The sequence below is a fragment of the Chryseobacterium jejuense genome (assembly GCF_017877355.1).
GTDB lineage: Bacteria > Bacteroidota > Bacteroidia > Flavobacteriales > Weeksellaceae > Chryseobacterium > Chryseobacterium jejuense_A.
Genome location: NZ_JAGIPR010000001.1, coordinates 195,585 through 220,974 on the forward strand (window position 1 = coordinate 195,585; position 25,390 = coordinate 220,974).

Below are 25,390 nucleotides of genomic sequence, written 5' to 3' on the forward strand. Positions count from 1 at the left end.
AATTTTTAATATTAAGTACCGCGACAGCTCTATCGCGGACTATAAATACAACAATAGATATGAATAATATCCCAAAGACTATAAATGAAAAACGTAGTCTAAAATTGCATCAGAATAAACTACATCCAGTTTGTCAGTTAAAAGAAAAAATCCAGCACTATTTCCACGATTTTAGGACTTTCGACGATTTAAATGAAGTCGTTAGTATAAAAAGTAATTTTGATGAGTTGCTTGTGCCGCAAGATCATCCGGCGCGATCTAGGAATGATACATATTATGTAGACTCAGCTCATGTGTTAAGAACACAAACTTCTGCGCATCAGAACGAATTATTGAGAGGAGGCTATGGTAGCTTTGTTGTTACGGGTGATGTTTATCGAAAAGATACTATTGATCGCACACATTATCCCGTCTTCCATCAAATGGAGGTGGTCAGGGTATTGCCCAAAGGGACAGATGCTCTTTCGGACCTCAAACGTACCTTATCGGGACTAATAGAATATTTGTACCCAGGCAAAGATTATAGATTTCTGGATGATAGTTTCCCGTTCACAGAGCCTTCGGTGCAGATCGAGGTTTATCAAAATGAAGACTGGATGGAAGTTCTTGGTGCAGGCGTCATCCATCCTAAGATTCTAGAAAACTGCAATATTGATGCTACAGGTTGGGCGTTCGGATTAGGCCTGGACCGTCTTGTACTTTCTTATTGCAATATCCCGGACATACGTTATTTATGGACTACAGACGAGCGTTTTATGAAACAATTTAAAAATGGTCTGTCCCAATTCCAAGAATACTCTAAATATCCCCCTGTTTATAAGGATATATCATTCTGGGTCAATGGATATACCGAAAATAGAGATAAACTTTGGTCTGAATATAATAATTTTTGTGAGATCATTCGTGAAGAAGGTCTTGATCTGGTTGAGGACGTTACTCTTCAAGATAAATTCCAAAAGGAGGAAAGGACGTCACTCTCCTATAGGATTGCTTATCGTTCAGGTCAGCGTACGCTTTCTAATGAGGAAATCAACCTAATCCAAGAGAAAATTAGAACAGTTCTTACTGATAAATTTGAGATTATCTTGAGGTAATTGTCAAATAGGTTCTGCAAACGAATAGTTTGCAGAACCTATTGTCATAAGACATTGGATAGGGAGGCAGAAGAAATTTTTAAATCCTAAAAGATATCAAGAAATGAATATCCAACACCAAAATAAGTCAAATATGGAAATTCCAGACAAAGATAATCCGTATCCTATAGAGGGAAACAAAAAAATATGCTTTCTAAAAAACATAGTAGCAAATCCAATGATTAGTGTTGGTGGCTACACCTACTATGATGACGAATACGGCGCTTGTAATTTTGAGAAAAATGTATTGTATCATTATGAAATAATTGGCGACCGTTTGATAATAGGAAAATTCTGTATGATAGCTTCTGCCGTTAAATTTATAATGAATGGAGCCGTTCACCGTATGGAAGGAGCCATTACTTATCCATTTAACCTCTTTGGGAGTGATTGGATACGTGCAACTCCTACTTTAACTTTAGATCAACTACCCTATAAAGGGAATACCATTATCGGAAATGATGTGTGGATCGGAAGAAATATTACAGTTATGCCCCGGGTAAAGATAGGGGACGATGCCATAGTTGCGGTCAACTCTACAGTTACGAAAGACGTGGAGCCGTACGTAATAATAGGAGGTAATCCGGCTAAATTGATTCGATATCATTTCTCATCAGAAGTGATCTGGAAATTACTGGTATGGTAATAAAATGGTAGGATTGGGATATTGAAACAGTCACTCAAAATTTAAAGTTGATCACGGATAAGGTGGACGATACAACCGTTGACATATTGTCCAATATAAGAGCAAAATAAATCAAAGAGAGATATTAACTAAAAACCTAAAGATAAGAGTCTCGGATTAAGATTACAAGCGATAAAGTCATCTTGACTTTTTTTAGAAATTTTCTGCATGCAATAACAATAAGAGCTAAATAATTGAATCCGATCCAGCTTGTTGCTTAGCCCTCAACTTTTGCGCTTGATCCGACTTTACATCAAAAAAATCAAACTATAAAGTATAAAGCTGTAAAAGTTTGATATATAGATTTTTATGTATAAAAAAAGAGACAACTATTTATTAGTTGTCTCCTTCAGTCTTAACAGGACCCTATTCAAACCAATTATTGATTGATATTGATAAAGTTCTAAATGTTCTTAATCAGATATAAAGTTATAATCTGAATATTTATAATGATTTATAAAATGTAAAAAAAGTTGAGTTTTAGAAATTCCGCCTGTGTCTATAGTTTTTTATTTTAACTATTTATGACTCTGAAATCTCTTGAGTTGAACTATTTGTTATTTTAAGGTTATATACCATTGAATTGTAAATTGTCATCTCCCACAACAAAATCATTTAAAATGTAGTTTTTAAATTAACTATTCATCATCTTTTTATGATCTATAATTGATGTATCAACAGCCAATTATATTATTACAACATCTCAATAAATTCCAAAAGGTCTTTATTAATAGTAACAGCTTCTGTAGTTGGCATTCCGTGAGGGAAACCTGGGTACGTTTTTATTGTACCGTTTTTTAATAATTTAATAGATTTTAAAGCGGCATTTTGATAAGGTACAATCTGGTCATCTTCTCCATGAAGAACCAAAACAGGAATATCAACAGTTTGCAAATCTTCAGTAAAATCAGTCTCAGAAAACGCTTTGATTCCGTCATAATGAGCCACGATTCCGCCCATCATTCCTTGTCTCCACCAGTTTCTTTGTACGCCTTCTTTCACATCAGCACCTTCTCTGTTGTAACCGTAGAAAGGGAAAGTCAAATCAATATAAAACTGTTGTCTGTTGTTCAAAGTCTGCTCTCTGATACCATCAAAAACAGACATCGGAACACCATCTGGATTGCTGTCGCTCGCTACCATAATTGGCGGAACTGCACTGATTAAAACTGCTTTTTTAGCTCTTCCGTTAGCATATTTATTCACATAGCGGATTACTTCGCCACCACCTGTTGAGTGACCGATGTGAACTACATCTTTCAAATCAAGGAATTCTACCAATTCAGCTGCGTCTGAAGCGTATTGCTCAATTGTGTGATTATAAATATCCTGGCTGGAACGGCCGTGACCTCTTCTGTCGTGCGTTACCACTCTGTAACCTCTTTGCAGGAAGAAAATTACCTGTGCATCCCAATCGTCTGATGATAATGGCCATCCATGGTGAAACATCAAAACTGGTCCTTTGCCTTGGTCTTTGTAAAAAATCTCTGTTCCGTCTTTTAATTTTAGTGTGCTCATAATTTAATTTTTTAAATGTTGTGATTACTTTATTTTAATATTTTGTTGTCTTAATTCTTTAGCAAATGTAGGATGGTTCAATTCGTTCCTCGTTAATCTAGTTTAATATCGTACATTTTTTGATTTTTTTTTGGCAGCTTTATCCGCCTTCCGTTCCCGCTTTTTTTGTCATTACGAACAAAGTGAAGCAATCTGTAGAAATTTTGTACAATCGCAATGACAAAAAAGAGCTCCACTCAAGTCGGGCTGTAGATTCGGTATAAAACAAGGTCCAACCTCAAATGAAAACTTAAGTGCTCTTATTTGCGTTATGATAAACTTATAAAAACGTAAGTGTTAAAAACCTTTTGTGTCTTTTGATTCCGTCGAATCTTCGATTTGTGATTTCAATTTTCAGTATTCTCCCTCAAAAGTTCAAACAAATCTTCCGCACCACCGTCGAATTTCTTTCCATTCACGAAGAAAGAAGGTGTACCGTTCACACCGCTCATAATCCCACTTTCAAAATCCAAATCAACTTTGTCTGCCAATGCTGTACTTTCCAAATCCTTTTCAAATTGTGGAATATTCAGTTTTAATTGTTCCGCCAGCTTCATCAGTAAGCTCTCATTCAAATCTCTTTGATTCTCATAAATCGCATCGTGCATTTCCCAGAATTTCCCCTGAAGATTAGCTGCTTCAGCTGCAATGGCTGCTGATCTTGCGTATTGATGCATCTCAGATAATGGAAAGTTTCTAAAAACAAATTTGATTTGACTTCCATATTCTTTCATCAACTCTTTCAGAACCGGATAAGCGGCACCACAGTATGGACATTGATAATCGCCATATTCTACAATCACAAGGTCTGAGTATGCATTGCCCTGTGCGTGGTCAGCCTGGCTGACGTTTGGTTTTAGTGACATAATTTATTTTGTGTTAAGGGTTTCTAAAGCGTCTAAAATTCCGTCTGCTCCCGGATTGATGGCTGTTGGTGACAGATAGCTCCATTCAATGATGCCATCTTTGTTGATGACGAAAAGTGCTCTTTTGCATTCACCTTCTTCCTCATCATAAACACCATATTTTTTAGCAGTTTCTCCTTTAGCTTCAAAGTCTGCGAGTAAAGGAAAATGTAAATTTCTCGATTGTGCAAATGCGAGATGACACCATTTGCTGTCTACAGAAATTCCGAAAATCTCTGCATTGTATTTTTTGAAAAATTTCAAAGTTTCATTGTACAAAGCCATCTGGTCGCTGCAAACCGGGCTCCAGTCGGCGGGATAAAAAGCGAGGATGACATTCTTTCCTTTGAATTCTGAGAGTGTAATTTTCTGGTCTGGAGTTGCATACAGTGTGAAATCTGGGGCAACATCGTTTTTCTGTAACATAATATTAGTTTTTAGCGTTAATTTTTGAAATCAATATTCCACAAATCATTAGCGATAAAGCGGGAATCATCAAAGTCCATTTTCCAAAATAATCGAGTAGGAAAGGAGCGATAGATGCACCGGATAAAAATCCTATCCACAAAAATAAAAGGTGAACAACATTGGATGTATATTCTATTTTCTCTGCTTTATTTTCAGTCATCGTCAGCATTGCGGTGTTCCTTGCCAAGCTGTTCAGAGTTCCTGTCACGAAGTCCGTATTTACTTTTTGGTTTCCTACTGAAGTCACAATCGTATTCATCAATCCCATTGAAAATCCAATAATCGCAATGGATAATAAATTGTTGATATCATAAAAATAAGCAATAATCGAATAGAAAATGAGAATTCCGGAAACTAAGTAAAATGTTAATATTTGTTTCTTAATTCTCTTCCATAGTGAAAGGCAGATTCCGGCATAAATCCCTAATGAAAAACAACTTATGACTGTAACTGATGTGATAATGATTCCTGATTTACCCGTTGAAATGGCCGCTCCAAGTGAAGTGGTATTTCCACTCATAAAAGAGACGTAGGTTTTCCATTGTATCAAACCTGTTGCATCGATATATCCTGCAATCAAAGCTAAAAATATGGCCACTCTCTCTTGCATCTTAATCGAATCAGACGAAACTGAAGTGTTTGTTTTGATGACAGAATTATCCATTATTTAGAGAGATTTAATTATAATCTTATTCCTTAGGCTGAATGAAAACTTTCTCAGTCGGTAATTTTTCGATTTCGCCATCTTTCAAACCGAAGTTTGTTGTTACAACATCTTTTGGATTTCCAGCCAGCCATTCGCTCAAATCAATCGATTCATATTTTCCGCTGTTGAAGCCAATCAGAATTCTGCAAACAGTGTCACCGGTATTTTTGATGTAATGTCCGGCTCCCATCGGCACATAACCAACATCTCCCGCATTGAATTGCTCAGTAACACAAGTAGATTCTGCCAGAAAAACCGACATTTCCGCCTGTCCTGAAATAAAATATTGCCATTCGTCCGCATTTGGATGCCAGTGCATTTCTCTTAAAGCGCCTGGCTGCAATTCCAAAATAGAACCCGACATCGTACTGCTGATAGGAAATTCTTTACTTGTTACCAATCTTTGCAAACCTCCGCCCGGAACAATTCTCGGTTGTTGAGAATGCAAAGGATAACGGTGAAAACTCGTCAATTCGATATCTGATTCATTTGGGCGGGCTTCCGCTACGAAAGACATCTCATCCGGAACAATTCCCGCTGCGAAGTAGGCTTCTTTTTGAGGTAAAGCAGCGACTTCTTCTAAAGTTAAATTTAAATTCTGAGCAACAATTTCAGGTGGTACACTTGAAACAAAATCAGTCACGCTGAACGTATGGTCCTCAGAAAAATTTCCGTTATCAAAAATCAAAATAAAATGACATTCCTCTGTTCCTGTCGCCTGAATTGAATGACCGTACCCTTTTGGAAAGTACCAGACATCTCCCGGTTCAAAATTATCGGTATAGCTGTGTCCGTCCGGATGAATAATCGTTGTACGAACTGTGCCTGAAATCACATAAGCCCATTCTGCGGCGTTGGCGTGCCAATGTAATTCTCTCATACTTCCCGGTTGCAGTCTCATAGAAACACCCGCAATGCCGATGGAAGCTGGGAAATCTTTTACGGAGGCGCCTCTTGTCGTCCCGCCGTCGTTAGTTCTTGGTTCTTTTTTCTCGAGTTCGTATTTGAAACTTAATGATGCAGTATTCATAATAGTAATTTTTATAATTAATGATTGTTTGTCTTTATTTCTACTGTAAAGCTACTTCAGTATCAAAGGATTTTGAAGTGATTCTCGGTGAATAGGCAAAATGAGTCGGTGGGAATTTGAAAGGAGTAGTTGATGAATTCTTAGAATGCCACTAATGCACGAATTTTTTAAACTCAAAATTTAAATACTTTCAAAAAATTAATTCATGCATTAATGGCTGTTAGCATTTATCTGTAGAGTAGAGAAAATAGATGAGAGATAAAAGATTTTCAATTCGAATTTTATTAATTAAAAACCTCTTAATGATGTTGATTTTTTAATAATAAAAATCCTTCACAATTTGCATTGAAAAGGATAGAAATCTTGGGTCAGATTATGATTTAATCTAAGTACAGCTTTATCTCACAAGAATAATCTTTCCTGTATGTGAACCATCATCAAGCAATCGGTGAGCTTCCGCAGCTCCCGAGAAAGGAAATGTTTTATAAATGACAGGTTTGAACTGTTTAGATTCAATTAAAGACCAGACATTTTTCTGAATCTCTTTGGCCAATTGTTTTTTGAACTCATATTCCCGGCTTCTCAAAGTACTTCCTGTGATGGTCAGGCGCTTGGTCATTACTTTCCAGATATCCAAATCGACACGACTGCCACTTACCGCATTGATGTGAACGAGTCTGCCTTCAGGTTTCAGTATGTTGATGTTTTTGGCCAGATAATCTCCGCCAATCATATCCAGAATGACGTCGACACCTTCATCTTGAAGTTCGGCTTCAAAATTCTGGGTCTTGTAATTAATGTACGAATCTGCGCCCAGTTCAAGACATTTCTGACCTTTCTCATCAGAACCGACCGTGACAATTACTTTTGAACTCAATGCGTGCGCAATCTGAATTCCCGTGATTCCAATCCCGCTGTTTCCGCCATGGAGCAAAAGGGTTTCTCCGGGTTGAAGATTTCCTCTCTGAAAAACATTAGACCAAACCGTAAAGACTGTTTCTGGTAAGCTTGCCGCCTCAGCAAAGCTTAAATCTCCCGGAACTGGTAAACATTGACCTTCTCTCACAGCGACATATTCTGCGTAACCGCCACCTGCTAAAAGTGCACACACTTTGTCACCAACGGTAAAATCTACGGCATCAGGTCCGCATTTTACAATAGTTCCGGCAACTTCCAATCCAGGAATTTCTGCAACAACACCGGCAGGAGCAGGATAATTTCCTTCACGCTGAAAAACATCGGGTCGGTTGATTCCGGCTGCTTTCACTTCAATTAAGACCTCGTCTCCGGATATTTCGGGAGTAGGGTAATCCTGTAATTCCAATACATCAGGACCTCCAGGTTTTGTAATAACGATTGCTTTCATTTTTTTTAATTTTAATATCAGATTCTTTCAAACTCTCTTCCAGGTCAGTTGATGAGTCACCAATCGTGAATTGCTGGTGAATGGTTTCTCACTTTCAAGATGCAGAAAACCATCTTTAAAGATAACGATTCTATTCTGCGTTTGCCCCGTCCAGTTGGGGAAAAGTGAGATGTACATCGTGTGACTTACCAACTGTTTTTCATCGTCCGTTTTGAACGGTCCCGAATACGCAAGATAGGTTGAGCCTTCGTGTGTATATTCTTCCGGCGTAGCATTGGTCCAATGTTCCTGATGAAAGTTTTCCCGGTGCATATCCATAATTTGTGCCGACATATAGCCGTCAGGATTATACATAATCAGCCCTTTCGGATTTTCGCCCATCGGATGTATAATTTCGCCATCGTTAACAGGAACTTCGATGAGTTCTACCAAAGTCCAGGTTCCTACAAGTTTTTGAAAAAGTGTTTCCATAACTTTAAAATGAAATGAGCGTACCGAGATACTCCCATTATGTTTTTTGAATTAGAAAGGCTGATTGTATTTTCCGGTCAACGCTTTGTTTTCGATACTTTTTGCAAAGTTGGGCGTTTCTTCGTGGTTGTGGGCGTCGGAAGCGGCTTGTCTGGAAGCAGCTGCATCAGCAAGATTCACGTTGTGTTCTTTCAGATATTCGAACATTTGTGGAGTGGCTGTGGCGTGGATTTCGTTGGTGTATAATGTTGTGTTATCATCGATTTTTGTGGCTTTCAGTTCCCATAAAACCTGAACTTTGGTACGGCCGCCTTTGGTGATGGAATCTGAGATGGATAACATTCTGCAGTAATCCGGACGGTGCTCTACCGCTACATAATGCTGAACCATCAAAGCATCTCCGATTGTTTCGACGTTTAAAGAAACCGGTTCGCCATCATAGGTGGTAGAGATAGCGGCTCCGATGTGCTGCGTGGAGCATCTTTGATATTCTGCATCGGGAAGATTTAATAACCAATCTGCGATATTTACTTTTTCGATTGGGGCATTGATAATCGCTGTAACTGTAGAGTGAGACAATGCGTTTTCTGGTGTTTGAATAATTTCCATAATGTTTAGAATTTTAAATTGTTTGTATCTGTTAATTTGATGATGTAAAACTACATTCAACAAATTTCAAAATCAATTGGTATTCGATGAACAGGCGGAAACTGTCGTTAAATGAGAAAATAAGATTGTCATATTCAGAAGATTATTTTAGGCAAAAAAAGGAAAAGTTGTTTGTTCCAAACAATGTTGTTTTATTTAAAAGTAAAATGCATTTTGCTTCAAACAAGTTGCGGGAAACAAACTGCAAAATAATCTTGACTTGGCGAAAGCAAAACACACAGTTTGTCATTCTGATAGGAAACCTAACGAAGTGGTTCGACGAAGTCAATCCAGGCAGTTTAGATTCTTTCAGAATGACAAAAAATGCCACAAAAAAATCACTGGAAAATTCCAATGATTTTAAATAGATTTAAATGAATATCCAATTATTTATACAGCCATTTTCTAATCAACTTAGTATAATTCGGCATCACCACATAAATCACCAGAAAAACCAGACAGCCTGTACTCACTAAAGTGTCAAAATACCGATTGGCAGGGATATTCATTAATCGTAAGGAGGGCAATAACAGCAATTGCATCAGCAATGATAAAGGATAAATGGCAGACCAGGTTGCCAGATATTGTTTCCAGCGAACAGGAACTTTGTTGTCTGTTTTTTCACCATAAAAAAGAAAATCTAACCCGGATTTGATTTCGTAATTATCTTCTTTTGTGAATAATGGGTGGGCCTTGTCAATCAACTTTCTTCTGGTATCAGATTCCATCCAAGTTCTGAGATTTTCAATCGTATTAAAGCGAATGATGACGGTGTAAACAAATGTCAGATTCGGAATCGGGCGAACGATTTGCCAGTCGATAAAACCTCTGGCGTTTTTGGAAACAGGCAGAATTTCATCAAGCCATTTTTCGTATTCGGCCTGTTTGCCGTCGAGAACGTGATGGGTAATGACCACCGATGCGCCTTGAGTTTCCATAATGAAATTGTTTTTTTAATTAATTTAATTATCGATGGCTTGCATAAATAATTGAGTTTCGAAGAAAGATTTCAATAAAACATCTTTTACTTCTTCCAAAGCTTTTTCTGATGCCGGATTTTCTTCGGTTGTTAATTGCAAAATATCTAATTTTTCCTCTAATAAAGGAAGCAAACCCATTATCGTTACACTCGATTTTAAATCGTGGGCTCTTAATTTCAGCAATTTAAAATCTTTATTTTCATAAGCCAGTTTCAGTTCCTGCAAATGAGTCGGGACATTATCTAAAAACTGCTGCGTCACGGTTCTTTCAAAATCTTTGTCGCCATTGCTAATAGACTTCAAATAAGTAAGGTCGATGAACTCATAATTAGAAATGATTTCTTCGGTTTTCGTTTCCGTTTTTTCGTTTTCTTTTAATCCGAAATTGGAGATTAATTTAAATAACTCGTCTTCTTTGATTGGTTTAGAAATGTATTCGTTCATTCCACGGCTCATACATCTTTCGCGTTCGCCCGCCAAAGCGTGTGCAGTCATTGCGATGATTGGCGTGTTCAGTTTCAGTTCTTCACGGATTGTTTGCGTGGCAACGTAACCGTCCATTTGTGGCATTTGGATGTCCATTAAAACCAAGTCACAATCATTATTTCTGAGAAATTCTACCGCTTCCAGACCGTTGTTTGCGGTATCAAAATCGATGTTCCATTGTGAGAGAAGATGTTTCATCAGACTTTGGTTGATAGCATTGTCATCCACGATTAACACCCTCAAAGGCGCATTTGTTTTATCTTTAAAATAATCTGTATCAATTTTAGGAATTATATTCAGCTGTTCTTTCGCAATTGTATAAGGAATGTAAAAATGAAAAGTCGTGCCTTTTCCCTGTTCGCTTATCACTTCGATATCGCCGTTTTGCAACTGAATTAGGCTTTTTACAATCGATAAACCAAGTCCGGTTCCTCCGTAATTTCGGGTAGTCGAATCTTCACCCTGATTGAATCTTTCAAAAATTTCGCTCAGTTTTTCTTTATCAATTCCGATGCCTGTGTCAGAAACTTTAAAACCGACAACGACTTCGTTTTCGGTCTGTTGTTTATTATAGATTTCAATATTGATAGTTCCCTGATGCGTAAATTTTATCGCATTTCCGATGAGGTTGACTAAAATCTGAGTCAGTCTCGTGGCGTCGCCATTCAAAGTATCTGGAATAGAAGTATCGATTTTGCTGGAAATCGTTAAGCCTTTTTCTTTGGCTCTTTCTACGAAGAATGTTTCGACTGAATTCACCAACCCATTGATGCTGAATATGCCTTTGGTAATGCGCATCATTCCGGCTTCGATTTTTGATAAATCTAAAATGTCATTGATAATCGCCATCAGATTTTCCCCCGAACGTTGAATGGACGAGACAAATTCTTTCGAAGTTTCATCCAAAGGTCTCTTCTGTAAAAGGTTGGTAAAGCCCAAAATTCCGCTCAAAGGCGTTCTGATTTCGTGGCTCATATTGGCGAGGAAGTTTTCTTTGGTTTGTGCGGCTACCGACGCTTTTTTCTCCGCAACATCCAATTCCTGAATCAACAGTCTTTGACGTTTGAACTGACGAAGAATGTGATAACCGACAATGGAACCGCTTAAAATCAAGAGAATCAGTAGGGAAATATCGTACAACCTCGCTTTTTGTCCCATCTCCTCGGTCTCTTTGCTGAGGTCAACCATATGAAGCTTTCTGCTTTCGTAGATTTTTGCGGTGATGGACGTGATTTCGTTCGAGATTTTTCTCGCTCTCGGGTTGGCAATGGAAGTATTGTCGTCCATATTTCCAAGGGTGTGATAACGGAGCAGCAATTTATCCTTCGTCGTTTTCTTTTCCATTGCAAGAACGCTCAGTCTGTGAATCAACCTTTCTTCTACGCTGTCTGAATTGTCTTTGGAAAGGGAGTCGAGAAAGTTTTCTATCTGACTGATTTTTTGGTCGATGCCTTCGAGATGAGTCGTATCATTGGTCGCAATAGAAGCTCTGATTCTGCTTTCAACGCCGAGAATATCGCGGTCGATTTCACGCAAATGATTGCTGGAACGCAGCTCGTTCAGAAGTCGGCTGTTATTTTGAATAAGCTCTTTGGTATTTTTAGCCGAATTGATTTGAACCGCTATCAACAGGAGAGAACCCGCAATAAATGTGAGGATGATGAAATAACTGAACCGTCTGTTTCCCATTACTGAGGATATTTTTTTCATAAATAAATATGTGCTTTTATAACATCTAGTTTGTCATTCCGTAGGAATCTAAACTGTTGAGATTGACTTCGTCGAACCACTTCGTTGAACCACTTCGTTAGGTTTCCTATCGGAATGACAAAACACTGTTTTTATGATATTATTTCTTTTACACTGAATCTGCAGCCCAACTTGAGCGGAAATCCTTTTTTGCTTGTTCTCAAGTTCTATTTAAACTGAAATCGTGTGCAAAAAAGATTGGGAGCGGAAGGTGGATTAAGCTGCCCAAACCTAACAAAGTGGTTCAACGTAGTCAAATAAAAATTTTAAAAGACATTCATTCTCGTGTTGAGAGCCTTTCGATAAGCATCTGCGACGGGAATGAATTTTCCGTTTATCATAATTCCGCCATCCTGAAGTGTGTCTATCTTGCCAACCGAAACGATGTAAGAGCGATGAACTCTGATGAAATGGTCTTTTGGGAGACGTTCCTCCGCTGTTTTCATCTTACCGTGGATGGCAAACATTTTTTCCCTGGTGTAAAACTTCACGTAATCGCCCATTGCTTCCGCATAAAAAATATCGTCGAGCTTCAAACGCCTTGTGATATTGGAATCTCTTACGAAAAGGAACTCATCTTTGGTCACTTCCACATCTTCTTTTCTGCTTTCCAAAATCGATTGCGCTTTGCTGACTGCCTGTAAAAATCTCGCAGGCATCACGGGTTTCAGGATGTAATCTGCGATATTCAGTTCGAAAGCTTCGAGTGCGTAATCTTTGTTGGATGAGGTGAAAATGATGATAATGTCTTTTCCTGAAAGGTTTTTGGTGAGTTCGATTCCGGTCATTTCCGGCATTTCGATATCCAAAAATATCAAGTCTACCTGATTATTCTGCAAATGGTTGTAAGCTTCAATTGCGTTGGAATATTCGTTGACAATCGTCAGATTCGGGACTTGTTTTGCCAAGTGTGCGAGCGTGGTTCTTGCGATATCGTTATCATCAACAATCAAGGCTTTCATAGGGATAGTTTATTATGGTTGACACAAATATAATTATTCCTTTTCTTATTTTATTTAATTTCTGAAGTAAGAACGAATCATCCAGGCCATTTCTTCGTGCGTTTCTATCAGGCTTGTGATGAAATCGCTGGAACCGTAATCTTTGTATTTTTCAGCGAAAGGTGTTACGTTTCCTCTTAGAAAATCGATGATGCTTTCGTGGTCTTTTAGTAAATCTTTCATAAAGCCCAATCCGTCATTGGTTCTGTCGCTGTACTCAGTAAGATGTGTCAATTCAAGATAGATTTTCATTGAGGCAGGTGCATAATGCCCGATTTTACGCAGGCGTTCTGCAACGCTGTCAATCAACTCGTCTAACTGTTTGTACTGTTCTTCGAAGAAAATATGGTTCGCGTGGAAGTTATCTCCAGTCACATTCCAGTGTGCGTTTCTTGTTTTGATGTAAAGTACAGTTTCGTCAGCTAAAAGTTTTGCCAATTGTTCTGCTACAGCTTCTGTGTTTTGCTCTGTAAGTCCAATGTTTGTTTTCATAATTTTAAGATTTAATTAAGAGCGGTATTGCTCTTTTTCTGATGTAAAGTTCAGAATGAATCTTAAAAAAATGATGACTTTTTCGGTGAATGGGCAAAATGGGTCGGTGAATTCAATTTTTAATGAAGTTTTATAATTAATAGAAAAATTATATAAAATGTGATTTATAAACTGGTTACATGTCCAGTATTTTTATCGTTATACATTGTTATATCAAAATTAAACAATCAACAAAAAGGAAAATAGAGTATTAGGACTTGCGCCACATCACAGCAATTGTAGACAATCAAAAAGAAATTTAGATTTTTATACTCAGTTTTTATCATATTAAATATCTCCTTTTTTAGAATTGCGCAAGATTTCAAAGAGATAACAGGGAAAATTTTTCACAGCTCGGGCTGCGTTAACATCAATGGAGAGAACTTTTTTTATAGCGAGGTCGAAATTATCAATAAAAGTAAAGTACCTAAAGAAGGCATTTTAGGAATGATGTAAAAAAAATAACTTTTGAGTAAAGAATGAATGTTTGAATAGATTTTATTAAAGTTTTATAAAACATTATTCTGGTTTACTCTGGCATAAAAAAACAAAAAAACATCTCCATTTAGATTAAAATGGCGCCATTTGGCTGTTTGTGACCTTGCTGGTAGGCTATCCAAACTATTTTTATAATGATATCGGAAATATTTAAATTTATGTGGTTGAAAATAAGGTGTTTATGATTTTATTCTTTTTGTTTGACTCCTGTTAAGTTATCTTCATGGGATTGTGATTTTGAAAATTTGAATATTTGGTTCTAATCAATTACGCACCTTACTTCCAATTATTTTTATCCGTATTGGTGAGTTTTTTAGTGTTGGTTATTTAGCAACTAGAATTAGTCTTTTCATTAAATAAGAGGAATGATGATATAAAAGGAAGGGATTCGAACTTATTTTGTTTTTAGCCTTGTTAGCACTGTTTTTCAACTGTTGTTAAATCTTTTTGCCACAATTCTGCCACAACCTTCATTTATTCGCTCTAAACTGCGTTTTTTATGTCTCGGCGGAAAGGGAGGGATTCGAACCATCTCTTTCTAAACACTTTAAAACCTTATTTTAATGTATATTTATAATTGCTGCCATGATTTTGCCACTAAAAATTATTAGCAAAAATTGACGCAACAATCAATCTATAACGACCTCAAAGAGCATCTATAATTCTTTATTGCAAAGATAGGTTTTTTTATGTTTGTTTGCAGACCCGATCTTTCTCGAAATATTTTCAATAAATCACTTTGCTATCTTCACTTTCTTTTATAATAAGATGCAGGGGTTAGAAAAGTAGCAAAACTTCTGGCCCTAGTTAGAGCTACTCGTAAAACAAACTTGTCTTGCTCAATTCTACTAGGTTCCATACTTACAATGGGGTTATATAGTTCTTCCCAAATTATTACTTTATCAAACTCCTTACCCTTAGATTTGTGTAGATTCATCACGAATACGCCAGAATATGTTCTATTAGTCATTGCGAAATGTTCTTGAAGATTAAAGAAGATTCTATGGTCCCTGATAATATGGAATTAATGGAGGAAAATTAGGATCATCAGAGTCCATATATCTATCAACAAAATCAATTTTAATTCTTTGATCTGGCTGAACATAATTGTGATTGTCCCCTACAATAAGCGCTTAAGGTTCTCTGCTCCGAACAACCATAAATATGTTCTGAAAATCCGGCTATAATATGACTAGAATACAAAAAATCCTATTTTTATCACGGATTAGGAGTTAACAGATAAATCCGTTCTCATGAACGGATTTATCTGTTAACTATTACGTTGTTGCTGATAGCCTTGCGATAGAAGATGAAATATGATCTCAAGAATTGCGCGCAATCAGATCTGATTTTAATAGGCGTTTTTCACCGTTAAATTGTAAGTGTCAGGTGCGCCTGGGATTCCACTTCCAGGCACCGACGTTTTCACTAGCGTAACAGGAGTCGTAATATTAACATGGTATTTGCCATTAGCATCTATAGTAACATCTGCTGTTCCACCTGAGGTCGCAGTTGCTGCATAATTAACTGCACCGCTTGTGACTGCAGTTCCTACGGTGCAAAGGAGCGACATATAACGTACATTAGGATTGGCCGACATTATACTACTGCTCGTCAATGTATATTTCCCTGCCCCTAAAGAAGATTGAAAAATAATTGTTAATGAGCTGCCAGAATAGGCACCATGATTACCCCCATTTCCGGATGTCGTAACCGTCATTCCTGCCAAGCCACCGGTATTACTTTGAGAGGAAGCTCCTCTATTATAGGAATAGGTACCCAGTTTCCAACTAGATTCAGATGCAGGCGGTTCGGGAGCTGGATCATCATCTTTGCTCCCGCAAGAAAATAGTACTGTGGAGCTGGCAAGTAAAATGTAAATAAGTGATGTTTTCATTTTATTTTATATTTATATTAGTTATTAATGGTTAAAATAGACGCTATTTTGATTGTACATTTTTATGACCTTCTGAATTTCCTGCCCAAGACCGCGATCAGTAAAATAATTAATATCGCTTTTATTGTCTTCATAACATTGGATTTGCTACGAAAATACGGGGTTCTCAGTTAGTAAAAATGCTTTGCTGATAGATAAGTCGAATAAAGCAGATTAAAACATGTTATTGAAGTCAAATGGATTTTGTCGACAGAATAGCTTCATTTATAGGACTATTTACGGTATCCGTCTTTTACCGATACCTTTCTTTTATAAAAATGTTATCTTTGATACTAACATGTCGATTGTAGAAAAAGCTATTCGCTATAGTACCATTTATCGGATTTCCAGCCACGTATTATTCTGGCTGGTAGTTTTCATTGTTCCTCAATATCAGACGGATATAAGTATCCGTGATATGCTGATCCAAAACTTATTTTACGTCTCTTTCTACATGATGGCCTCTTATTTTGTAGCTTATTTTATCATCCCCAAGTTTCAAAATGGAAAAAACTATTTGATCGTTATTCTTTATTTTATAATAGGCGGCTATGTACTTAGTGCTCTTTCAAGAATCATGGTTGTCTATGCACTGGAGCCCTTGATACGTAAGCCTCCATATAGCCAAGAGCCGATATTTGAAATTGTTACCGATCTGAGAAAACTCCTCACGGATTATTTTATTCAAAACTTTTCATTGGCATGGATTTTTGGCTTTATCAAGCTATCCAAAGACCAATATCTGACAAGACAACACACATTGCAGTTGGAGAAGGAAAAGGCTGCAGCTGAATTAAATGCTCTTAAAGCACAATTAAATCCACATTTTCTATTTAATACCTTAAATAATATCTATAGTCTTTCGTTGGTCAATTCGCCAATCACTTCTTCGTCAATAGCGGGATTGGCAGAAATCTTAGATCATATACTATATCGCTGCAACAGCAATTTTGTTGCTATGTCTACAGAGATTCATCTGCTGGAGAATTACATTGCATTGGAAAAAATCAGATATGACAAGCGTCTGAACGTATTTTTCAATCATGTCATCGATCAAGATGTGCAGATTGTCCCGCTCATCCTATTATCAATCATAGAGAATGCATTCAAACATGGTGCTGGAGAAGATATCGGCGAGCCGCGCATCGATATTGATCTAACAGTGGAGGCAGGCGCTCTACGTTTTAAAGTGGAGAATACATATGTTGGTCAAGAAGAACATGTATACACGGAAAAAATAGGGATGAGCAATTTACGCAAACAATTAGCATTGGTCTACTCAAAAAATTATGAATTTAGAACATATATTTTAGAAGGTAGATTTGTAACTTTACTCACCATATACAATTTAACTATTGATGATACTCGATTCAAAAGCAAAAGTACGATGTCTTTTAGTTGATGATGAACCATTGGCAATTCAGTTGCTCCAAACTCATCTAAAAAGAATGGATATATTCGAAGTGGCAGCAACTTCGACCAATGCCTTAAAAGCCCTGGAAATTATACGGTGTGAGGCAATTGACCTGATCTTTTTGGATATTAAGATGCCACAGATGAATGGAATAGATTTTTTAAAAACGCTGAAGCACCCTCCGGCTGTTATTATTACGACTGCTTTCAGAGAATATGCCATTGAGGGATATGATCTGGATGTTGTAGATTATTTATTAAAACCGATTACTTTTGAGCGTTTTTTTAAAGCAATAGACCGTTATCTTAGAACCCGAAAAATCCAGCCCCAAGACATAATGCCTACGGCAAAAGACCAATCGATCACCATCAGGTCAGGTGGCAAATTTCATAGGTTGGACATTGCTGATATTCTTTATATTGAAAGTAACAAAGATTATATTACCATCCATTGTAGCCAACGACATGTGACAACGAAATATAGGATCACCATAATTGAACAAGAATTAAGGCAATTCAATTTTCTACGTATTCACCGATCATTCCTCATTAATATAAATAAAATTACAGCTTTTACTGCGAATGATATTGAAATCGGCGAACGGGTGATTTCAATTGGTACCAATTACAAAGAACTTGTCCAGCAAGCGTTAAAATATCTCTGCTTAAAATAATTTGCCGAAAATGGCAGGCCCGCAGGAATTCAGTACAAATAGCCAGTCTACTTAAAATTATTTTATCACCCATCTTTTGAAAAGCGGTTGCAAATTTACATTTTTACGTGTTTAAAATCTGTATTAAATTTCAAAGGGAAGGAATGGTTATATAAATGAAATTATGAAAATTTATATAAAAGACTGTTCTTATTTATATTTTTAAGTACATCCATTCCCTCATCAAGTCCTAAAAATTCTTCAGTCATTAACGCACAAAACACACTGGCATATTCATTATAAATATTCGTTGCAAAGATACCTGTATCATCTGAGCCAAGTACAATCGGAGGTATTTTATGTCCTTCCATATTCCATTTTATCCAATTCTTAAGATGATATGTCGAAAAGTCTTTATGAAAGCCAATTCTAATATTACTTGTTGGCAAACTTTCGATAATGATTTCGTTTGTTGCCATGAATTCCAATAATGTTAGCTGAAACGTTTTTACTTGCTTCGGAGTTAATATGTTAAATGGTGAAATGCAGATGATTTTATCATAATTTTTTCGATAGTCAGCACTGTGATATTTTTTGAATAATTGATAAGCTTTGTTACTTTCTTTATTTTCCAAGCTTTCAATGAACCCCTTTTTAATAATCCAATCCAATTCAATTCAATTCAATTCAATTCAATTCAATTCAATTCAGAATCGTCATACACCCCTTGAATTTTAAGGTTATTATTGTAATTAGAGAATAAATGTAAAGGACAACTTGCTCTCATTAGCCATGCCTGTTCCAAGACTGTAGGCGGGTAGTAATCATTGTAAATGGAATAACTTAGATTATTTATTTCACTAATTACAGCAGGTAATGCTTTACTAAGTTTTTTCGATTTTTTAATGCATTCTAGGTAATCTTCAAGAAGTACAAATGTTCAACAAACCACATAGGCCAAATAGAATTACAAATGTTTAATTCAGCACTTCTGCCCCCATTTTGCCAAACCCCTGTTAGTGGCTGGCGTTTTTCTGTCAGCAAGTTACATTTTATTCATTTCGCTTACCAATGTTTCTAATAAAATTTTAGCGTCCCGATGTATTAACAACGATGAAGATTGTCCAGCCCAAAAGGATTTAAAGTCAGGGTTAGAGTTTGCAGTTGCAGGATATGCTTTTAGTAAACCCATAAATTTACTTTGTAATGGATATGGTGCAAATAAGTCTTCGTGATTTTTTAATTCTTCTGTAAGTCTGTTCCGAATGCCTCTTGATAGTCTGCCTGTAAATACTTTTGTAAGCGTTGTGTATTTTGCATCTGCTGTAAAAAGTATGTCTTTATGGTCTTGTGAAGCATTGGATTGTGTCGTTGCTAAAAATGCTGTTCCCATTTGTACAGCGTCTGCACCCAAAGCCAATGCAGCTTTTATTCCCCTTGAATCTGCAATGCCACCAGCCGCAATTATAGGAATTTTAAGGCTCTCTGCCACTTGTTGAATTAATGAAAATGTTCCTGTCAAAGAATCTTCTGCCGACTTTAGAAATGAAACTCGATGACCACCTGCCTCAAATCCTGTAGCAACTATTGAATCAACTCCTGCATTTTCCAATGCAATGGCTTCATCAACTGTTGTACAAGCACCAACGGTTAAAATTCTTAACGATTTGCACTTTTCTAAAATTTCAGAAGTTGGAATACCATAAACAAAACTAAAAACTTTCGGCTTTGCTTCAAATATTGCTTCAATTTGGTCTTCAAACTTTGCACCAAGGTTAGTTGGTCTTTTAGGTATTGCCAAACCTAATTCGTTAAAATATGGTTTGAAAAGTTCAACTAATCTCTCATATTCTTCATCGCCAAAAGTTGTCAAACGAGCATCTCTGTCGTTTACCCATAAATTGATGTTAAAAGGTTTATTTGTTTCTTTTCTGATGGCTTTACAAGTTTCAATTATTTCATTTGCTGAAAAAGGTTGTCCACCAAATGAACCTAATCCACCTGCATTTGAAACGGTACTTGTGAGATTTACAGATGAAAGACCACCACCGAAAGGACCTTGAACTATTGGGTAATCTACTCCCAACAGTTTTGTAAATTTTGTTTTATTCCACATCTTCTTTTTATTTATTTCTGTTGATTGCTTTGCAAAAGATAAAAGCGAAGTGCTTGAAACACCAGCTAAAACAATTGCTTTTACTGCACTTCGCCTTTTCATTTGTTTTAAAATTATACTTGTCCAATGAGTTTAAACTGTAAAACAAATTCATCGTGAATAAGCTTGTCTCCCAAGTTGTCAATAAATTTGCCTGAGCCATAACGAATATTGTACATTGTTCTGTCGATTATTATTTCGCCAAGTGAGTGTAGGAAATCGGTAAATATTTCAACAGAAGCAATAAAACTAACAGGATGTGAAATGTCTTTTATTGTCAGTGTTCCATCAATTTTTAATTTGTTGTTCTCTGTTTTTTCTGAACCTGAAATAACAAGTTTTGCAATTTTGAATTTATCAACTGCAAAAAAATCATCATTTTTTAAGTGTCCTAAAAAATCATCGTGAGTTTTTTTGTCTTCAATATCTGTGATAACGATTGAAGTCATATCAATTTGGATTTCGCCACTTTTGATAAAGTTGTCTGTGGTTTCAATAAAGCCGTTTGCAATATTGATGCCTCCCGTATGTAAGCCTAATACTTTTTTGCCAGTCCAGTTTACTGTACTGCTTGCTGTTTGAATTTTAAAAATTGCCATTTTAAGTTTGTTTAAATTATTAATGGCACAAAGGTCTGTGGAATGCAAAGAAATGAAAAGGATATACCACACAACTTTGATGTGAGGTACATCACATTATTTTTTGGCAGAATTGAAACGGCTCAAAGTTTCTCTTGTTACACCAAGATATGAAGCGATTAATTGCTTTGGCACTTTTTGAAAAAGTTGGGGATACTGTTCTAAAAGTTTGTCGTAGCGTTCTTTGGCGTTGCTACTCAATAAAGAAAGAACTCGATTTTGTAAGGCTACATTTCTTTTATTCGTTTTTTTGCGAAAGAAATGTTCAATTTTGTGCATTTCGGCACAAAGTTTTTCTCTGTTTCTAAATGAAAGACAAAGCACATCAGTTTCTTCAATACAGTCAATATTTACTGTTGCTGTGCTTTGGTTGTAATAGGCTTGATAGTCTGTAATCCACCAGTCTTGCATTCCAAATTGAATGATGTGGTCTTTGCCGTTGGCATCTGTACTATAAGATTTGAGGCAACCGCTCAAAATAAAAAAATCATTCTCAACGAATTGTCCCTCTTGAATTACAAACTGATGCTTTTTGAATTTCTTGTTTGTAAAATGCGACAAAATATAGTCAAACTCGGTGTCGGTAATTTGAATTATTTTTTCTATTTGTTGTCGTAAAATTTGGCTCATTAACTCTTGATATTTGTTGTCTGTTGTTACTGTGTAGGGTGTCCGTTACACTTGCCACTAACTTTCTAATTTACTCATTGCGTCAATAATAACAATAGATATTGCGCCATTTTTTTAATCTTTATGAATTGATATACATAATTATTTGATTTTCAATGATAAAAAGTGTGATTTTTATGCTTTTTTTGTGTGGACGCATATTTAAGCTAAATTGTATCATATATATATTGTGGGAAACTGTACCAAAGTCGGGCAGTAGTAAAAAGTACCCCATTATAATACTATTATAAAGTGCTTATTTATAGGGTATGATTATATTGGCTGCTTTTTCATGGAGTATTCAAGATAAACGCCTCATACGCTTTATTAAATTAGAAATGCTTTATTTAAAGTGTAATATGTAACGTGGTGTGTAAGGAACTAAACGTCTTTATATTAGCTTATAAAGGCGTCTAATTTCGATTATTTCTCTTTGATGGTATTCTGTTAATTAAGGCTTATTAAGTCTTTAAATAAGCTTTGTATGACCTCTGTATTTCTGTTACAGATTATGAAACCTGCGAAATCCGCTATCAATCTGACAGAAGGATTTTACAGAGTTTCTACTATCATATAATGATATAGTATGCATTATGCTGGTAGTAGGGCAGTTAATAGTAGGTAGCTGGATATGGGAAAAAAAAGCAGAATCTTTTTTATGATAGGCAGTGACTGGAAAAACTGTTAGTTAAAAATATTTATACCGTGACAGCTGGCTGTAGGTATTCTCTCTGGTTTATGCGAAGAGCAAAAAAAGAGGGACGATTGATGGGAATAGCTCCTTATGGATATATTAACAGAAGTCATGAAGATGGTAAAAAATATATTGCAATTAAGGATCCGGAGGCTTCCAATATTATCTGGGCATTTAATGAGATTTCCAAAGGTCATATTCCTGCTGACCACGTAAGGCTACAAATGAATAAAAGAGAGGGAGTATCAATGTCAAGAAGCGCTTTCGCCAAAGCGATGAGAAATCCAGTTTACTGCGGGAAGATCTATATTGAAGACTATAAACAAGAGGAAGCTTATTATACTGAAGGAAAACATGAAGCATTAATTAGTGAACGTTTGTTTAATCAGGTTCAACAGATTATGGACAAAAAAAGAAAAGTAGAAGGTCCTGGTGGAAGAGTTCTTGGAAACGAGCGTTTTCCCCTTAGAGGCCTTCTGATTTGTCCCTGGTGTGGAAAGAATCTTACGGCAAGTGGTGCAAAAGGAAAGTCTAAAACCTATTATTACTATCATTGCCATTATAAATGCGGATTCAGGTTTGACTCTGACAAGTTAAATGAACTCTTTGAGCTTGAAATTTCTAAACTAGAATACAATCCTATCATCAAAGAACTTATGAAGGAGATGCTTTTAGATAATTATAAACAATTCACATATGATATAGAAGCTAAAAGAAAGTCAATTTCAAAAGAGATCAATTTACTTAATGAAAAGGTTGCTAATGCAAGAGATAAATATCTTGTCGATAAATTAGATGAAGAGGATTATAAAGAGATCAAAAGGATCACGAAATCACAAATTGAACAATTGGAACAGGAAATTCAGCAAATGGTTTCGGATAGCAAGGAGCTTAACATTAGAACAAAAATAGAAAATGCACTTGACGGGATGGAAAACCTTGCAAACCTTTATCAGCAGGGAGATCTTCAAACAAAAAGGACGATTGGGTGTTTGATATTTCCCCAAAAAGTCGAATTTGACGGAAAAGGTTTTCAAACACCTAAAATGAATATTGTTGCTCAGTGTATCTACCAGTATAACAACGGATTAGGAAATAAAAAAACCGACATCGAAGAGTGAAATCTTCAAATGTCGGTCTTGTGACCTCGACAGGATTCAAACCTGTAACCTTCTGAGCCGTAATCAGATGCGCTATTCAGTTGCGCCACGAGGCCGTTTGTTATCTTGTTGTTTAACGGTTGCAAATATACCACTTTTTTCCGTTCTTTGAAACATGAAACAGAAAATTTTACTTTTATTCACGGTATTTTCGCTAATTGCTTGTAAAAGAGAACAAAAAATTTCGTCCTCAGATTGGACAAATATCTCCAATCGCACTCAATACAGGGAACAAGATGGAAGCTTGGAGCTGAAATCGGGAAATTTCACCTATAATTTCAAGCAAAATCAAACACCTTTCAAGAAAATTATCCTACTTAATGCCAGTATGGCGGGGTATATTTCAGAGCTTGGAGCAGAAAATTTAGTCATTGGAGTGTCAAGTCCGGAGTATATTTATTCAGAAAAGATTCAGAGCCTGATTAAAGAAGGAAAAATTCAGAATGTAGGAAGCGATCAGAAGTATAATGTGGAGAAAATCATTTCTATGAAACCGGATGCTATTTTTACCAATTATATAGCAAGTTTTGACAATGCTTACCAGCTGTTGAAGAACAATGGAATTCAGGTTGTATTCCTGGATGAATATATGGAGCAGCAGCCATTGCAAAAAACAGCTTATATAAAACTATTCGGAGAGCTTTTCGGAAAGGAAAATGAAGCAGAAATCAAATACCAGGAAGTGGAGAAAAACTATAATGATCTGAAGAAACTGGCCTTAACAGCAAAAGAAAAACCAGTTGTATTGGCCAATGAAATGTATGGTGATATTTGGTATCTTCCGGGTGGAAACACTTCCGTAGCTCATTATATTGCTGATGCCAATGCTACCTATATCATGAAAGATAATAAGGATGAAAAAGCTTTAACGATGAGCTTTGAAGAAGTATTTGCGAAGACCAGTGGTGTGCAATATTGGGTAAATGCAGGGAATCACACTTCAAAAAAAGAAATGCTGAAGATGAATAATTTCTACGGAAAGCTGGATGTATTTAACAAAGGAAAGCTTTATACAATGGCTGGAAAAGAAAGACAAATGGCTAACGACTTCTTTGAAAGTGGGGTAGTAAGAGCAGATTTAATCCTTAAAGATTATATTAAAATCTTCCATCCTGAACTTTTACCGGATTATCAGCTTACTTATATGAAAGAATTGCAGTAAATCGGACTATTTGCTTATTTTTGCCTTTCCTTTTTATAAAGTTATGTGGAAAAGAATTAAACAGTTTATTTTCATCGTTCTTGTTCTGAACGTGGTTTTTATCATTTGGGGAAGATTTTTTAATCCACCCATTACCCTTACTCAGATAGGAGGTCTTTTTGAGTATGGGAAATTACACAGAGACTATATTTCCTATGATGAAATGGGGAATAATGTAAAAAAAGCAGTCATTGCCTCAGAAGACCAGAAATTCTTTGACCATAATGGCTTCGATTATACGGCCATCGAAAAAGCAATGAAGTATAACGAAAAAGGCAAAAAAATAAGAGGTGGAAGTACCATTTCTCAGCAAACCGCAAAAAATGTCTTTCTTTGGCAGGGCAGAAGCTGGGTAAGAAAAGGGTTGGAAGCGGTCTATACTTTTATTATTGAAAAAACATGGAGCAAGGACATTATCCTTGAAAGATACCTGAATTCCATTGAGATGGGTCAGGGAGTATTTGGAGTAGAAGCAGCAGCACAATATTATTTCGGTAAATCATCCAAGGACCTGAGTACATCAGATGCAGCCTGGATTGCTGCTGTACTGCCGAATCCAAAGAAATACGATCCCAAGAATCCATCCCCTTATTTAAGAAAGAAACACAATTGGATCATGAGACAGATGAGGAATGTGAGTTTGAAATAGTATCTTTG

25 protein-coding genes and 1 tRNA gene are annotated in these 25,390 nt (G+C 36.3%); 7 read left to right on the plus strand and 19 right to left on the minus strand.

Annotated elements, in window-relative coordinates; all coding sequences use genetic code 11:
• The first annotated feature begins 59 nt into the window (after positions 1–59).
• A complete protein-coding gene (locus J2772_RS00810; protein WP_209912433.1) occupies positions 60–1,094 on the plus strand; it encodes a hypothetical protein in 1,035 nt (344 codons plus the stop codon).
• 217 nt (positions 1,095–1,311) lie between these two features.
• A complete protein-coding gene (locus J2772_RS00815; protein ID WP_245365028.1) occupies positions 1,312–1,779 on the plus strand; it encodes a CatB-related O-acetyltransferase in 468 nt (155 codons plus the stop codon).
• Between the two features lie 732 nt (positions 1,780–2,511).
• Here J2772_RS00815 and J2772_RS00820 read toward each other — a convergent pair.
• The 14 genes from J2772_RS00820 to J2772_RS00885 form a co-directional block, all read right to left on the minus strand.
• Complete coding sequence (locus J2772_RS00820; RefSeq protein ID WP_209912434.1) at positions 2,512–3,336, minus strand: alpha/beta fold hydrolase; 825 nt, start codon at positions 3,334–3,336, stop codon at positions 2,512–2,514.
• A gap of 386 nt (positions 3,337–3,722) precedes the next feature.
• A complete protein-coding gene (locus J2772_RS00825) occupies positions 3,723–4,241 on the minus strand; it encodes a DsbA family protein (protein ID WP_209912435.1) in 519 nt (172 codons plus the stop codon).
• Positions 4,242–4,244: 3 nt separating this feature from the next.
• Entirely contained in the window at positions 4,245–4,706 is a 462-nt protein-coding gene (locus tag J2772_RS00830; protein WP_209912436.1) for a redoxin domain-containing protein, read from the minus strand.
• Between the two features lie 4 nt (positions 4,707–4,710).
• Positions 4,711–5,412 carry a YoaK family protein gene (locus tag J2772_RS00835; RefSeq protein WP_209912437.1) on the minus strand — a complete coding sequence of 234 codons (702 nt, stop codon included), beginning with the start codon at positions 5,410–5,412 and terminating at the stop codon, positions 4,711–4,713.
• 25 nt (positions 5,413–5,437) lie between these two features.
• On the minus strand, positions 5,438–6,484 hold the full coding sequence (locus J2772_RS00840) for a cupin domain-containing protein (protein WP_209912438.1): 1,047 nt from the start codon (positions 6,482–6,484) through the stop codon (positions 5,438–5,440).
• 397 nt (positions 6,485–6,881) lie between these two features.
• Positions 6,882–7,850, minus strand: coding sequence for an NAD(P)H-quinone oxidoreductase (locus J2772_RS00845; RefSeq protein ID WP_209912440.1), 969 nt, complete (start codon positions 7,848–7,850; stop codon positions 6,882–6,884).
• Positions 7,851–7,877: 27 nt separating this feature from the next.
• Positions 7,878–8,321, minus strand: a complete 444-nt coding sequence (locus J2772_RS00850) for a lipocalin-like domain-containing protein (RefSeq protein ID WP_209912442.1) — start codon at positions 8,319–8,321, stop codon at positions 7,878–7,880.
• A gap of 51 nt (positions 8,322–8,372) precedes the next feature.
• Positions 8,373–8,930, minus strand: a complete 558-nt coding sequence (locus J2772_RS00855; protein ID WP_209912444.1) for a hypothetical protein — start codon at positions 8,928–8,930, stop codon at positions 8,373–8,375.
• A 425-nt stretch (positions 8,931–9,355) separates the two neighbouring features.
• Complete coding sequence (locus tag J2772_RS00860; RefSeq protein ID WP_245365030.1) at positions 9,356–9,907, minus strand: antibiotic biosynthesis monooxygenase; 552 nt, start codon at positions 9,905–9,907, stop codon at positions 9,356–9,358.
• Positions 9,908–9,931: 24 nt separating this feature from the next.
• On the minus strand, positions 9,932–12,124 hold the full coding sequence (locus J2772_RS00865; RefSeq protein WP_245365032.1) for a hybrid sensor histidine kinase/response regulator: 2,193 nt from the start codon (positions 12,122–12,124) through the stop codon (positions 9,932–9,934).
• A gap of 326 nt (positions 12,125–12,450) precedes the next feature.
• Positions 12,451–13,146 carry a LytR/AlgR family response regulator transcription factor gene (locus J2772_RS00870; protein WP_209912448.1) on the minus strand — a complete coding sequence of 232 codons (696 nt, stop codon included), beginning with the start codon at positions 13,144–13,146 and terminating at the stop codon, positions 12,451–12,453.
• 54 nt (positions 13,147–13,200) lie between these two features.
• Entirely contained in the window at positions 13,201–13,677 is a 477-nt protein-coding gene (locus tag J2772_RS00875) for a Dps family protein (protein WP_209912450.1), read from the minus strand.
• 1,285 nt (positions 13,678–14,962) lie between these two features.
• Positions 14,963–15,184 carry a 3'-5' exonuclease gene (locus J2772_RS24375; RefSeq protein WP_209912452.1) on the minus strand — a complete coding sequence of 74 codons (222 nt, stop codon included), beginning with the start codon at positions 15,182–15,184 and terminating at the stop codon, positions 14,963–14,965.
• Between the two features lie 381 nt (positions 15,185–15,565).
• Complete coding sequence (locus J2772_RS00885; RefSeq protein ID WP_209912454.1) at positions 15,566–15,787, minus strand: hypothetical protein; 222 nt, start codon at positions 15,785–15,787, stop codon at positions 15,566–15,568.
• A 661-nt stretch (positions 15,788–16,448) separates the two neighbouring features.
• Between J2772_RS00885 and J2772_RS00890 the strand changes: the two genes are divergently transcribed.
• Together J2772_RS00890 and J2772_RS00895 are read left to right on the plus strand one after the other, a co-directional pair.
• Positions 16,449–17,552: a sensor histidine kinase gene (locus tag J2772_RS00890; protein WP_209912456.1), complete on the plus strand. Its 1,104-nt coding sequence runs from the start codon at positions 16,449–16,451 to the stop codon at positions 17,550–17,552.
• Positions 17,553–17,598: 46 nt separating this feature from the next.
• Complete coding sequence (locus J2772_RS00895; protein WP_245365036.1) at positions 17,599–18,237, plus strand: LytR/AlgR family response regulator transcription factor; 639 nt, start codon at positions 17,599–17,601, stop codon at positions 18,235–18,237.
• Between the two features lie 161 nt (positions 18,238–18,398).
• Here J2772_RS00895 and J2772_RS00900 read toward each other — a convergent pair whose 3' ends face one another.
• From J2772_RS00900 to J2772_RS00915, 4 genes are all read right to left on the minus strand, one after another.
• On the minus strand, positions 18,399–18,887 hold the full coding sequence (locus J2772_RS00900) for a hypothetical protein (protein ID WP_209912461.1): 489 nt from the start codon (positions 18,885–18,887) through the stop codon (positions 18,399–18,401).
• 374 nt (positions 18,888–19,261) lie between these two features.
• Complete coding sequence (locus J2772_RS00905) at positions 19,262–20,434, minus strand: NAD(P)H-dependent flavin oxidoreductase (protein ID WP_245365038.1); 1,173 nt, start codon at positions 20,432–20,434, stop codon at positions 19,262–19,264.
• Between the two features lie 11 nt (positions 20,435–20,445).
• Positions 20,446–20,970: a YceI family protein gene (locus J2772_RS00910; RefSeq protein ID WP_209912463.1), complete on the minus strand. Its 525-nt coding sequence runs from the start codon at positions 20,968–20,970 to the stop codon at positions 20,446–20,448.
• Positions 20,971–21,066: 96 nt separating this feature from the next.
• Positions 21,067–21,639, minus strand: a complete 573-nt coding sequence (locus J2772_RS00915; RefSeq protein WP_209912465.1) for a Crp/Fnr family transcriptional regulator — start codon at positions 21,637–21,639, stop codon at positions 21,067–21,069.
• A gap of 807 nt (positions 21,640–22,446) precedes the next feature.
• Here J2772_RS00915 and J2772_RS00920 point away from each other — a divergent pair.
• Positions 22,447–23,493 (plus strand): recombinase family protein, encoded by a 1,047-nt coding sequence (locus J2772_RS00920; protein WP_209912467.1) that lies wholly within the window; start codon positions 22,447–22,449, stop codon positions 23,491–23,493.
• Between the two features lie 21 nt (positions 23,494–23,514).
• Here the strand turns inward: J2772_RS00920 and J2772_RS00925 are convergent.
• Positions 23,515–23,588 (minus strand) — tRNA-Arg (locus tag J2772_RS00925).
• Between the two features lie 59 nt (positions 23,589–23,647).
• Here J2772_RS00925 and J2772_RS00930 point away from each other — a divergent pair.
• Together J2772_RS00930 and mtgA are read left to right on the plus strand one after the other, a co-directional pair.
• Positions 23,648–24,694 carry an ABC transporter substrate-binding protein gene (locus tag J2772_RS00930; protein WP_245365039.1) on the plus strand — a complete coding sequence of 349 codons (1,047 nt, stop codon included), beginning with the start codon at positions 23,648–23,650 and terminating at the stop codon, positions 24,692–24,694.
• A gap of 43 nt (positions 24,695–24,737) precedes the next feature.
• Positions 24,738–25,382 carry a monofunctional biosynthetic peptidoglycan transglycosylase gene (mtgA, locus tag J2772_RS00935; protein ID WP_209912469.1) on the plus strand — a complete coding sequence of 215 codons (645 nt, stop codon included), beginning with the start codon at positions 24,738–24,740 and terminating at the stop codon, positions 25,380–25,382.
• Positions 25,383–25,390 lie beyond the last annotated feature (8 nt).